This is a genomic window from Paraburkholderia oxyphila NBRC 105797, assembly GCF_000685075.1.
GTDB classification, from domain to species: Bacteria; Pseudomonadota; Gammaproteobacteria; order Burkholderiales; family Burkholderiaceae; genus Paraburkholderia; species Paraburkholderia oxyphila.
In genome coordinates this window covers 103781-116523 of the sequence record NZ_BAYD01000015.1, presented here as the reverse complement: position 1 = coordinate 116523, position 12743 = coordinate 103781, and the positions used below count along the sequence as shown (strand labels likewise).

10 protein-coding genes and 1 riboswitch are annotated in these 12743 nt (G+C 64.5%); of the genes, 1 reads left to right on the top strand and 9 read right to left on the bottom strand.

What is annotated here, in order from left to right:
* Nucleotides 1-45 precede the first annotated feature (45 nt).
* From BO1_RS13325 to speB, 5 genes are all read right to left on the bottom strand, one after another.
* Entirely contained in the window at nt 46-840 is a 795-nt protein-coding gene (locus tag BO1_RS13325; RefSeq protein WP_028217991.1) for a GntR family transcriptional regulator, read from the bottom strand.
* Between the two features lie 179 nt (nt 841-1019).
* Nucleotides 1020-2732 (bottom strand): choline dehydrogenase, encoded by a 1713-nt coding sequence (gene betA, locus BO1_RS13320; RefSeq protein ID WP_028217990.1) that lies wholly within the window; start codon nt 2730-2732, stop codon nt 1020-1022.
* A 37-nt stretch (nt 2733-2769) separates the two neighbouring features.
* Nucleotides 2770-4302 carry a purine-cytosine permease family protein gene (locus BO1_RS13315; protein WP_028217989.1) on the bottom strand — a complete coding sequence of 511 codons (1533 nt, stop codon included), beginning with the start codon at nt 4300-4302 and terminating at the stop codon, nt 2770-2772.
* A 112-nt stretch (nt 4303-4414) separates the two neighbouring features.
* Nucleotides 4415-5929: an aldehyde dehydrogenase family protein gene (locus BO1_RS13310; protein WP_028217988.1), complete on the bottom strand. Its 1515-nt coding sequence runs from the start codon at nt 5927-5929 to the stop codon at nt 4415-4417.
* Nucleotides 5930-6033: 104 nt separating this feature from the next.
* Nucleotides 6034-7008, bottom strand: a complete 975-nt coding sequence (speB, locus tag BO1_RS13305) for an agmatinase (protein ID WP_028217987.1) — start codon at nt 7006-7008, stop codon at nt 6034-6036.
* Between the two features lie 175 nt (nt 7009-7183).
* Between speB and BO1_RS50850 the strand changes: the two genes are divergently transcribed.
* A complete protein-coding gene (locus tag BO1_RS50850) occupies nt 7184-8134 on the top strand; it encodes a LysR family transcriptional regulator (protein ID WP_043284704.1) in 951 nt (316 codons plus the stop codon).
* A gap of 18 nt (nt 8135-8152) precedes the next feature.
* Here BO1_RS50850 and BO1_RS13295 read toward each other — a convergent pair whose 3' ends face one another.
* From BO1_RS13295 to BO1_RS13280, 4 genes are all read right to left on the bottom strand, one after another.
* On the bottom strand, nt 8153-9406 hold the full coding sequence (locus BO1_RS13295) for a D-amino acid dehydrogenase (RefSeq protein ID WP_028217986.1): 1254 nt from the start codon (nt 9404-9406) through the stop codon (nt 8153-8155).
* A 42-nt stretch (nt 9407-9448) separates the two neighbouring features.
* Nucleotides 9449-9560: riboswitch (glycine riboswitch) on the bottom strand.
* A 262-nt stretch (nt 9561-9822) separates the two neighbouring features.
* Nucleotides 9823-10881: a BKACE family enzyme gene (locus tag BO1_RS13290; protein ID WP_028217985.1), complete on the bottom strand. Its 1059-nt coding sequence runs from the start codon at nt 10879-10881 to the stop codon at nt 9823-9825.
* A gap of 241 nt (nt 10882-11122) precedes the next feature.
* On the bottom strand, nt 11123-12514 hold the full coding sequence (locus BO1_RS13285; RefSeq protein ID WP_028217984.1) for a sodium:solute symporter family protein: 1392 nt from the start codon (nt 12512-12514) through the stop codon (nt 11123-11125).
* A gap of 18 nt (nt 12515-12532) precedes the next feature.
* A complete protein-coding gene (locus BO1_RS13280; RefSeq protein WP_028217983.1) occupies nt 12533-12742 on the bottom strand; it encodes a DUF3311 domain-containing protein in 210 nt (69 codons plus the stop codon).
* Nucleotide 12743 lies beyond the last annotated feature (1 nt).

Genomic DNA, 12743 nt, shown 5'->3' with positions numbered 1-12743 from the left:
GAAGCCGGGGTGGGCTTGCAAAGATCGCCGCACGCGGTGCAGCGCTCACGCGGCGCGCGTCTTGCGGCGCGCGGGCGCGCCGTGCTCCGGCGTTTCGATTGCGCGAATGGCGTTGTCGCGCGACGTGTTCATGCGCGTCTCGACGCACTTGAGCACGCGCGGCAGATCCTGCGCCGCGATCGCGCGGCGCAGCTCGCGCCAGCCGCGAATCGACTGAGTAATGGCCTCCGGATGCGCGGCGAACGCCATCCGGTTGTAGCGCAGCACGCGTAACGAAATGGATTTCAGCATGTCCGAGAGCACGAGGTTGCTGCCCAGGTCGAAGACCGCGAAATTCAGCAGGAAACCCTCGAGGACGTACGCATCCAGCGATTCGTTCATCGCCTGCTCGAGCGCCTTCACGTGCTCGTCGAACACCTTGCCGAGCTGCGCCGGCGATTCGGCCAGCAGATCCTTGATGAGCGCCGAGTACAGCAGCGTGCGCACCGCGAAGATATCGCGCAGCTCGCGCGCGTCCGGTTGCGTCACGATTGCGCCGCGCCGCGCCTCGACCGCGACCAGCCGGTCGCGCTCCAGAATGCGCAACGCCTCGCGCACCGGCGCACGGCTCACGTGCAGGATCTCGCCGATGTCGCTTTCCAGAAGACGCTTGCCCGCCTCGATGTGATTGAGCGTGATGGCTCCCGCGATGCGGGCGGCGATCTGCGCCGCCACGGGCATGGACGCACTCTCCCACTCCTTCCCCCGCAAGACAGCATCCTCCACCGCCAGCATCAGTTGGCCCCTCGGTTTGAGCAAGATACCGAGATCCGGAAGTTCCTGCGTTCGTTGTCTCGCCATGTCGGTGTTACCTGGTCGGGAAGGTTGCGCTCCAAGCGGTTCACTGCCTCGCGACGCATCGCAGCCGCGAGGCGGGGAGTATACCATTCGGCGCGCACTTCTCTATTTTTGTCGACATTATACGAACCAAACAAAAGCGGCCCTCGCGAGGCCGCTTTGTGCTCTTCGTGCTGTGCAGTCTACGACTGCGTATCGCTGTACTCGACGCGATACAGTTGCCGTTTGGGTTCCCGTGTGCGTTGCCGCGTCTCCCAGCCTTCGGCGAGCCCCACCTTCGCATGCGATGGCGGCAGCATCGGCTTGCCGCGCACGAGATCGGATGCGCGTTCCGCGAGCATGATGGTCGGCGCATTGAGATTGCCGTTGGGCTCGGTTGGAAACACCGACGAATCGATCACGCGCAAGCCCGTCATGCCGCGCACACGCAACTCGGAATCGACCACGGCCATGTCGTCCTCGCCCATGCGGCACGAGCCGCACGGATGCATGGTGCTTTCCAGATTCGCCCGCACGAATGCGTCGATCTCGTCGTCGGTCTGCACGTCGGGTCCGGGGGCGAGCTCGACGTCGCGGAAGCGGTCCATCGCCGGCTGCCCGATGATCTCGCGCGTGAGCCGCACGCAGCGCCTGAAGCCCTCGCGGTCTTCTTCGCGGTCCAGATAGTTGAAGCGAATCTCGGGATGCACGTAAGGATCCGCCGCCGTGAGCCGCACGTGGCCCCGGCTTTTGGGCTTGTTCGGCCCGGTCAGCACCATGAAGCCGTGCCCCTTGAACGGCTTGTCGCCGTCGTAGCGCATCGCGGCCGGCAGGAAATGGAACTGAATGTCGGGCCAGCGCAGCCCCGCCTCGGAGCGGATGAAACCGCCCGCCTCGAAATGGTTGCTCGCGCCGAGTCCGTCCTTGAACAGCAGCCAGCGCAGTCCAATCAGGAACTTGTGCCACGGATCCATGCTGCCGTTGAGCGTGACCGGTTCCTTGCAGGCGTACTGGATGTAGATCTCCGCATGATCCTGCAGATTCATGCCGACGCCCGGCAGCGCGTGCTTGACCTCCACGCCCGCCTGGCGCAATACCTCGGCAGGTCCAATGCCGGAGCGCTGCAGCAGATGTGGCGAGCCGATCGGGCCCGACGCAATCAGCACTTCGGCGCGGCAGCGCGCCGTGTGCGTGATGCCGCCCCGGTCGTAGATCACGCCGACCGCGCGCTTGCCCTCGACGATCACCTGCCGCGTCATCGCATTCGTGACCACATGCAGGTTGGGCCGGGTCATCGCCGGACGCAGGTACGCGTTCGCGGTGGACCAGCGCACGCCGTCCTTCACCGTCATGTGCATCGCGCCGAAGCCTTCCTGCATGTGCCCGTTGCAGTCGTCCGTGTGAATGTAGCCGGCCTGCACGCCCGCTTCGATCCATGCGCCGTACAACGGGTTCTTCATGTTGTTGCCGTTGTTCGTCGAGAGCGGCCCGTTCGAGCCACGGTATTGGTCGCCGCCGAACTTGTAGTTTTCGGCGCGGCGGAAGTACGGCAGGCAGTTGCGGTAGCCCCAGCCGCGCGCGCCCAGTTCCTCCCATTCGTCGAAGTCGTAAGCGTGGCCGCGAATGTAGACGAGCCCGTTGATCGACGACGATCCCCCCAGCACCTTGCCGCGCGGGCAATGGAGCTGGCGTCCGTTCAGATGCGGCTCCGGCGCGGTCTGATATTTCCAGTTGAACTTGCGCGTGTTCATCGGCATGGAGAACGCGCTTGGCATCTGGATGATGATGCTGCGGTCGCTGCCGCCGTACTCGAGCACCAGCACGCTCACTGCTGGATCCTCGGTGAGCCGGTTGGCCAGCACGCAGCCCGCCGATCCCGCGCCCACGATGATGTAGTCGTATTGCCCGCTTTCCATGATGAATTCCTGATTCGTTATCCTGACGATATGGCGTTCAGAAGCGCTGCTCGCCCGTGGTGTACTGAGGCATGGTCTTTTCGATCTGCGCGATGAGCGCCTCCTCGCGGCGAAGATCGAGCGAACGGCTCAGCAGGTAATACGCAATGCCCGAGACGAACAGCCCCACGAGCCAGGCCAGGTCGACGCTGCCCATCGCCCGCGCAAACGGGCCGACATAGACTTCGTTGGCGCCGTCGAAGATGCAGAAGAACGGGATCATCGCGGCAAACCCGATCGCGTACGACATCAGGCCGCGTGCGCCCCATGTGCCGTAGATGTTGTTGTGCGGCAGGAAGAAGTGCGGAATCGCATAACGGCCCTTGCGCACGAAGAAGTAGTCCGTGAGGTTCACGGCCGTCCAGGGCACGAGGAAGTAGAGCATCACCACGAGATAGATGTTCAGCACCGAGAGCCCCTTGCCCGACGTATAGATGCTGAGCGCGACTACAAGCTGAAGCACCACCACGAAGAGAATCGCCAGCACGCGCACGCGGGCGGTGGGCTCGATCTTCCTGAACGAATCGACGCCCGTAATGGCCGTGAGCTTGGCGCTGTAGATGTTCATCGCAATCACGGGCAGGAAGGCCACGATCGTGACGGCCACCACCACGCTCCCGAGGCGCGGCGACAAATCGCTGCCGACCTGGTTGAGCGCCACGAGCACGTCGGTGGCGTGCAGGTGATCGCCGAGCCAGCCGCCCGCCGCGATCATCCAGGCGCCCGAGAGCGACGCCCCGAGGAACACCGCGGCGATCAGCCGGCCGCTCGGCGTGTTCTTCGGCAGATAGCGCGAATAGTCCGACACATAGGGCGCGTAAGCGATGTTGTAGCTCGCGGCAGCGGCGAACTGCGTGATGAACCCGGTCCAGCAGAAGCCAAGCGGCGCGGGCGGCGGCGTGCCGGGCAGCGCTGCCGGCAGCGGCAGATCGGGCACCCAGTGCATGAGCACCGCCAGCGTGACGATGCCATACAGCGGCAGCGACAGATACAAGGCCCACTTGAAGCTGCGGTGCATCCAGTCGTGGCCGAGGATGGCAAGGACCGCTGCGGGCACGGTCACCACGAGCGCCACCTTGAGCGGGTCCCAGCCGAACAGCGCCTTGAGGCCCTGCATCATCAGCACGAGATTGACGATATTGAAACCCGCGAACACGAACAGCGTGGCGAGCAGCACGAGCACCACGCCGCGATAGCCGAACTGCGCGCGCGACTGGATCATCTGCGGCAGGCCCAGATGTGGGCCCTGCGAGCCGTGGAACGCCATGAACAAGGTGCCGAACATGATGCCGAGCGTGCCGGCCACGGTCGTCCAGAGGGCGTTGAGCCCCACGCTCGGCCCCACGAAGCCGATGGTCATCGTGAAGAACGTGAAGTTGCCGAGAAACCAGAACGGCCCTTGACGCGAGAGCCGGTCGGTGCGCTCGCTCTCGGGAATGAAGTCGATCGAATGCCCCTCGATCGCGCCGTGCTCGCCGATGGCGGCGCTGGGTGCTGCAATCGGTGCCGCGACTCTTTCGTTTGCTTCCATCGTGTGCTCCATGTCGTAATGGACGATGCTGCATAAAAACAGGACGCCCGGAGCGCGGCCCGCGAGAGCGGGCCGGTCCGCCGCGTATCGAAGACTCGATACCGACGCGCCGCTATGCGTCGTTCAGCGTGATCCAGACGGCTTTGGTCTCCATCAGGGCGTCGAGTTGCTCCGCGCCGAGATCCTTGCCGAAGCCCGATGCCTTGAAGCCGCCGAATGGCATGGCCGGATCGATCGTGCTGTGCGCGTTCACGTAGACGCTGCCGGCGCGCAGCTTCGGCACCAGTGCGTGCACGCGGTTCAGATCGCGCGAATAGATCGCTGCGGCGAGCCCATACGGCGTGTCGTTTGCGAGCTCGACGGCCTCGCTCAGGTCGTCGAATGGCGCGCTCACGAGCACGGGGCCGAAGATCTCCTCCTTCACGATGCGCATATCCGGACGGCAATGCGCGAAGATCGTCGGTTGAACGAAATAGCCCGACCCTTCCACGTTGCGCCCGCCATACACCAGTTCCGCGCCTTCGCGACGACCCGCCTCGATATACGACGTCACGCGCGCCTTCTGCTGCGCCGAGACGAGCGGGCTGATGAAGCAGTCGCGATCGAGGCCCGGCGCGATCTTCAGCGTGCGCGTGTAGTCGATCAGCGCGGCGAGGAAGCGCTCGTGCACGCTGCGTTGCACGTAGAGGCGGCTGCCGGCGTCGCACACCTGCCCCGAGTTGAAGAACATGCCGTTCGCCACCGCGCGCGCGGCGGCCTCGATGTCCGCATCGTCGAGCACGAGCACCGGCGACTTGCCGCCCAGCTCGAGCGTGACGCGCTTGACGCCATCGAGCGCCGCGCTGCCGACCTCGCGCCCCACCGCCGTGGAGCCCGTGAACGTCACTTTGTCGATGCCGGGGTGGCGCGCCATGGCGGCACCGATCACGTTGCCGCGCCCGGTCACGACGTTCACCACCCCGTCGGGAATGCCGGCCTCCGGCACGAGCTGGGCGAAGCGCAGCGTCGACAGCGAGGTCAGCTCAGCGGGCTTGATCACCGCCGTGCAGCCCACCGCGAGCGCGGCGGCCAGCTTCCACGCCAGCGTCTGCAGCGGGAAATTCCACGGCACGATGATCCCCACCACGCCCACGGCCTCCTTGCGCGTATAGGCGAGGTAGTGGCCGGGCAGCGAAGGCTCCACGGTGCGCCCGTGCAGCTTGGAAGCCCAGCCCGCGAAATAGCGGAACGTGTCGACGGTTCCCTGGATATCCACATCGCGCGCGTTCGCCACCGATTTGCCGACGTCGATCGACTCGATCTCGGCCAGCTCGTCGGCGTGAGCTTCGATCAGATCGGCGAGGCGATGCAGCAGGCGCTCGCGCTCGAGCGGCTTGAGGCGCCGCCACGCGCCGCCGTCGAACTGCGCGCGGGCCGCCGCGACTGCACGGTCGAGGTCGCCTGCCGTGGCGAGCGGAATCTGCGTGATGATGCCTTCGGTGGACGGCTCGACCACGTCGAGCACCTCGCCCTCGCTGCCCGGCACGAACGCGCCGGCGATGAACATGCGTTGCGGCTGCTCGAGAAAGCGCCGCGTTGCTTCGCGCACGCCGAACTGCTCCAGATAGTTTCGTACGATGGAATCCAAGCTTGTCTCCTGATCTCGTGCGGCGCCGTGCGCCCACGTCGCGCGTGTCGATGTTTCGTGCCGTTGCCTGCGTCGCTGGCCCGGTTCCTCAATGCCCCAATGCCTCAGCGCCGATGCTGGCTGCGAGCGCGAAAGATGAAGCCGATCGAATTGAGCAGCAGTTGCGCCGCGAGAATGGGCGTCACGCCCGCCGGGTCGTATGCCGGAGCGACTTCCACGAGGTCCATGCCCACCACGTTGCCGTGACTGCGGCGCGCGAGCCCCTGGATGATTTCGAGCACTTCGTAGTAGGTAAAGCCGCCATGGCTCGGCGTGCCCGTGCCCGGCGCGATGGACGGATCGAAGCCGTCGATGTCGATCGTGATGTAGTAGGCGCGGCCTTCGGGAATCCGTGCCAGTACGCCTTCTGCTCCAAGCCGGCGCACGTCGCGCACGGAAAGAATGTCTGAGCCCGCAGCACGCGCGGCGTCGTAGTCGCTGCGGTTCGACGACGAGACGTTGCGGATCCCGAGCTGCGTCATGCCGCTGATGTGCTGCATCTCCGAAGCGCGCCGCAGCGGATTGCCGTGTCCATAGCGCACGCCGTGGCGTTCGTCTACGAAATCCAGATGCGCGTCGAAGTGCACGATGTGAATCGGGCCACGTCCCTCGAACGCCTGGATCACCGGGGCGTGAATCGAATGATCGCCACCGAGCGTCACGGGCATCGCGCCATTCGCGAGGATCTTGCGCACCGCGCTTTCGATGTTGGCGTTGCTCGCCGCCATGTCGGTGTGGACGATGTCGGCGTCGCCCACGTCCACCATGCGCACCTGGTCGCGCGTCAGATAGAGCGCGTCGTCTTCGTGATCGTAGGCGCCCGCGTGGCCGAACGAAAACAGCGTGGACGCTTCGCGGATGCTGCGCGGCCCGAAGCGCGCCCCCGAGCGCCATTGCGTGCCCATGTCGTTGGGCGCGCCGAGGATCGCCACATCGGCGTCGATGCGATCCCAGTCGAGGCAGACCGGCGATTTTGCGAACGTGCAATGGCCCACGAACGGCAAATCCAGCCGCCCGCTTTCGTATGTGTTGCCCGGCATGAGTGTCTCCATGTGTGATCCGCTGGGTCATCCAGTCAGGAATCGGTGAACGACCCGGTTTTTGTCGGGCCGCCGCTTTGAGACACTATGTGGGTATTATTTTTGACCAAAAATCCCGGGGTTCAGATATTCATATCGGAATTTCCGAAGCAAGCGATCATGGAGAACGCGGGCAATGACGCAATTGCAGGACGTGGATCTCAAGCTACTCAGGGTTTTCATGCATGTCGTGCGATGCGGCGGCTTTTCGGCGGCCCAGGCAACGCTGAACGTGAGCCAGTCGACCATCAGCGAGCAGATGACCACGCTCGAGACGCGCCTCGGCCTCAAGCTGTGCGAACGCGGCCGCGGCGGCTTCCGCCTGACCGAGCACGGCCTCGCGACGTACGAGGCGGCTCAGCGCCTGCAGGTTGCCGTGGAGGCCTTCTGCATGGATACGGACGCGCTGAAGCAACATATCGCGGGCCGACTCTATCTGGGCATCATCGACAACACGGTGACGGACACCGCCTCGCCGCTGCCGCGGGCCTTGCAGAAGTTCGTTTCGCGCGGCGAAGACGTGCATGTCGACGTCTACATCGGCACGCCGGCGGAGCTCGAGGAGCGCGTGCTCGACGGCAGGCTCCATGTCGCGATCGGGCACTTCCCGATCCACGTGCCGGGCCTCACCTATACCGAGCTCTATCTCGAGCCCGATGGGCTCTATTGCGGCAAAGGGAACCCTCTGTTTGCGGGGGCGGGGGAAGGCGGCGTTCAGGTCGAAGCCATCGCCGCGAGCCGCATCGCGGCGCGCGGCTACCTGCAGCAGCACGATCTGAAGATGCTCAGCGCGAGCAAGGCCGCCGCGACGGTCGACAACGTCGAGGCGCAGGCAATCCTGATTCTTTCCGGCGCGTATATTGGATTCCTGCCCAACCACTATGCGGCGCGCTGGGTGGAACGCGACGACATGCGGCGCATCGGCCCCGAGCAGTTCGGCATGCAGTCACCCTTTTGCGCGGTGACGCGCCGGGCCTCCGCCGTGCCGTCCATCCTGCAGGCGTTCATGATCGACCTGCAGGAAGTCTGGCTGAATGACCGCTCAGGCGAAAACGGAGACGTAACAAAGCCCGCGCGCCGCAAGTAGCCGCGGCACGCCGCAGGCTCAGGCTGCCGCGAGGCGAACGCCATGTGCCGTGCCGGCCATGCCCTCGATCAGCGCGGCGACGTTCTCCGCCGTTGCGGCCGACAAAGTCCAGCCCAGATGCCCGTGCCCCGTGTTGTAGAACACGCCCGGCATGCGCCCCCTGCCCACTTTCGGCAGCATGCTCGGCAACATGGGCCGCAGGCCTGCCCACGGAATCACGCGCGAGGTGTCGACCTGCGGGAACAGACGGCGGGTCCATTCGACGAGCGGCGCGATGCGGTCCGCGCGAATGTCGCGGTTGAACCCGTTGATCTCCGCCGTGCCCGCCACGCGGAACCGGTCGGCACCGAGCCGGCTCGTGACGATCTTCGCGCTCTCGTCGAGCAAGCTGACCCAGGGTGCCGCGCGCTGGCTCTTTTCGTCGTCGAGACATACGGTGATCGAGTAGCCCTTCACCGGATAAACGTTCACGTGGTCGCCGAGCATCGACGCGAATGCACGGCTGTTCACGCCCGCACAGACGACGATACGATCGAATATTTCGTCATGCGAAGCATCCTGCGACAGCGTGGAGAGCGTGAACGTGCCGCCCGGGTCGCGCCTGATCGCGGCGATCTGCGTGTCGTAGCGGAATTCAACGCCATGCCGCACGCACGCCTTCGCGAGGCCGCGCGTGAACTTGTGGATGTCGCCGGTCGAATCCGAGGGCGTGAAGAAGCCACCGAAAAACGCGCCCTCCAGGGCCGGCTCGATCTCCCGGATCTCAGCCGGCGTCACGGACCGGCGATCGAGCCCGCCCTCGGTCAGGATGGCGTTGACCTTCGTGGCCACGTCGAAGCTCTTGCGGTCCTTGTAGATATGTAGAATGCCGCGCCGCTCGAGGTCGAACTCGATGCCTTCGTTGCGCGCCGTCTCGAACAGGTGTTCGCGGGCCGCCATCGCGAGGCGTACGGTTTCGAGCGTGTTGGCCCGATAGTTCGGGATCTGCCGCAGAAATTCGGCCATCCACGAATACTTGTGCCAGGCAGGCCGCGGATTCACGAGCAGCGGCGCGTCGCGCGTGAGCATCCAGCGCAGGCCCTTGAGGACGGTGGCGGTGTTGTTCCAGACTTCGGCATTGCAGGCCGAGAGCTGGCCGCCGTTCGCGAACGACGTCTCCATGGCGCTATAGCGGTGGCGCTCGAACACGGTAACGCGAAAGCCGCGCTTTGCAAGGGCGTAAGCGGTCGTGACGCCGGTGATCCCGGCGCCAATGATGGCGATTCGTGACATGACATGGTCCAGATTAGATTGAGCACTGTCGTTTCCGACATCCGTGCCCCATCTGTCCATGTACCTGAGAGTTTCTTTCCGCGCCGGCATCCAACGCGCCGGGCGGAAATCTCCTTCGGTGGGCAACTGCGTGCCGCTCTCCAGATGTGTTCTCGCTGCAGGGTCCTTGTGCCTGAGAGTTTCCGGGGCGGTTGCTCCGTCGGCGCCGTCAATTGCTTTCGCAGTGACAGTCTCTCCCGCTGCAGTTCATCGAACAGTGCAACGATAGCGGGCCATTATGGCCGCTGCAAGCGATTTTTTCCCCCATGACGCATTGCGCGTTCACTTGGCCCTACCCTCAGTCGCTCGCGAAGCGCCGCCGCGCAAGCACAGGTGATACCGGCGCGGCATGAAATGCGTGCTACGCGGGCGCTGCCTCAGGCCGTCTTGCGCAAGAAGCCTTGCGTGCCGCCGTTGCGGTTCGGTGCGAAGCCGTTCGCGTGCAGCGATTCCTCCACCGTGTCGTAGAACACGCCGATCTTGCTGATCTCGCGCGCCTCTTTCGCGGTCGCGATATCGCGGCCGAACTCGCGCGAGATGCGCACGAGTTGCTCGATCTGCTTCACGGTGCTCATCTTTTCAGTGCGCTTCTGGTTCCACAGGCAGTCTTCCGTGCCGCAACGCACGTGCAGGCCCATCGCAATGCCCATCATGTTGACGGGCAGTACGTTGCGTACATTGCTCTCCACCGTGACCACCGCGCCGTCGGGCACCGCGCGGATGAAGTTGCCGAGGCTGTAGATGTTCGGCGTATCCATGCCGCCGGCGATCGCCACCCAGTTCATGACCAGCGGGCCCTTGTAGAAGCCGCGGCGCATCAGCCGCTCCACCGACTCGAAGCTGTTGAGGTTGTAGCACTGGAACGCGCTCTGGATGCCCCTGGCCGTCAACCGGCGCACGTGCTCCTCGACCCAGCCCGGCTGCGCGGGCACGGTCATTTCCTTGTAGGCGTTAAAGAGCGTCGGGTTCTCGCGCGAGGTGCCCTTGAAGTCGGCGTCTTCGGCCTGATCGGTGACGTTCATCTGCGAAGTATTGACCGTCACCGTGACCTGGTCAGGCGTGGGCTCGAGCTCGGCCAGCATGTGGCGGGTGTCGTCGGAGAGCCACTTCGCCGCTTGCCCTTCGTTTTCCGGCGCGAACGAGATCGAGCCGCCCACCTGGATGATCATTTCCGGCACCGCCTTGCGCACCCCGGCGATCAGTTCGTTGAACTTCGACAGGCGCTTGCTGCCCTTGCCGTCGAGTTCGCGCACATGGAGGTGCAGCACCGTGGCGCCCGCGTTGTAGCAATCCACCGCCTTCTGGATCTGTTCCTCCATGGTGACCGGAATGTCCTCGGGAAAGTCCGAGGGCAACCAGCCTGGCGCGTAAGGCGCCGCGGTAATGATCAAGGGCTGTTGATTCTCGGGAAAGAGGTGGCCGTCGAGAAAATTCATGCGGGGTCTCCGGGGAAAGGCGGCTGTCGCATCCGCAGGCGAGCGCGTTGGCGAGTCCAGCGCGCCGCCCGATAGTGATGCGTGCCATTGTCCGGTTTGGGCCCTTTCCCCGCTTGATCATGCGCGCCAGTCGATTGACTATCCATGACAGGCGCCGGCAACACCGTCACTGATCGACGCGGCGCGATGCGAGGTGGCGCGCGATGGCGCGCCCGAATATCGGCGCCTCCTCGTCAGGCCTTCAGGACCGCACCGCCCCACTCGCCCGCGTGGCCCGCAACACGTACTCGAGCACCGCGATCACCATGCAGTTGACGACCAGGCACAGCAAGCCAGGATTGAAGCCGCCGAGATCGTAGCGGCCCAGGTAGAACGCGAGCGCCAGGCAATCTCCCACGAGAATGCCGGCCGTCACCGCGGCGGGACGGATGCGCAGCGAGAACAGCACGGCAATCAGCCCCGGAAAGAATTGCCCGACGCCGTAATAGGTTGTGTTAATGAGCGTGAGCATCAATGTCGGCGTCGCGCTGGTCATGACGATCGACACGGCCAGATAGATCACGATGACGATCTTCGCGGCCGCCTTTTGTTGCGCTCCGCCCAGGCCCGGCAACAAATTGCGGCTGACGATGGGCCCGATAGCCAGGCACATGCCGGTGAGCACCAGCAACGCGGAGAGCACGGCGGCGGCCGCCACGAGCCCGAGCAGCCATGGCGGCAACAAGTCGTTGGCCGCCACGAAGAACGCCTCGTTTGCCGACTTCAGGCTGTAGTGCTGGCTGAGCGCATAGTACGACGCGATCACGAGAAACGGATACATCAGCATATACAGGGGCATGGCGATCTGGCTGCGCCGGATCGTGTTGGCGCTCTTCGCGGTGAAGAACATCTGCGCACCGAATGGCATGGCGAGAAAGCCGAGCGACTGGAACAGAATCGTGCTCATGGCAAAGCGCAATTGCGTGGCATCCATGCGGTTGCTCACCTGCAGCCCGGCTTCGTGAAACACCGCAGTCACGCCTACGCGCTGCGCCACGGCAACCCCGGTTGCAACGATCGCGAGGACCATGAGCGTGTCCTTGAGCACCGCGACGTAAGCCGAGGAGCGGATACCGGCGATCATGATATAGATAAGCGCGAACACCGCCGCGATGACGACCAGATGCAGCGTCTCGAACTGCCAGCCCAGCCCGCGCAAGGCGGCAGCAAGCCCGGTGAACTGGAGTTGCGCCATCGGCAACAGGAACAGGATCGACGTGAGCGCGACGACGCACTCGATCGTGCGGTCCTGAAAGTGACCCCTGAAAAGGTCGGGCAGTGTGATCGCATTGAAGCGCCTGCCAGCCTCCCAGATGCGCGGCCCGAGAAAATAGCCGAGCGGATAGGCAAGCAGGATATAGCCGAGAAACCAGACACCGTAAGTCGGCCCCTTCGCGTAGATGCCGCCCGCGAAGCCCACCATCGTGGCGACGCTGTAGATCTCTCCCGCAGCGAGAAAAAAGACGAGTACGCTGCCGAACTGGCGCGACGCGACGAAAAAATCCTGCACGCTCTGCGTGCCCACGCCGCGACGCGAGAGCAACGCAAGAGCGAACGAAGCCAGCATAAAGCCGGCGAAGACTACGGTTGACATGCGCGTGCTCCCTTGCAATCAGAGATCGTCCTGCGTGGCGTCGGCGACGTGCTTGTCGAAGCCGTGCCAGCAGACGAACAGACACGCCGAGGTCAGTACGAACCACAGAAACATCCAGGCGTACACGAGCGGTACGCCCAGCACGTAGACGTCGGCGGAAGCGATCCAGGGCAGCAGCCCCAGCACGCCTGCATAGGGCAATCCAAGCCCGATCAGTATCCTGAGCATC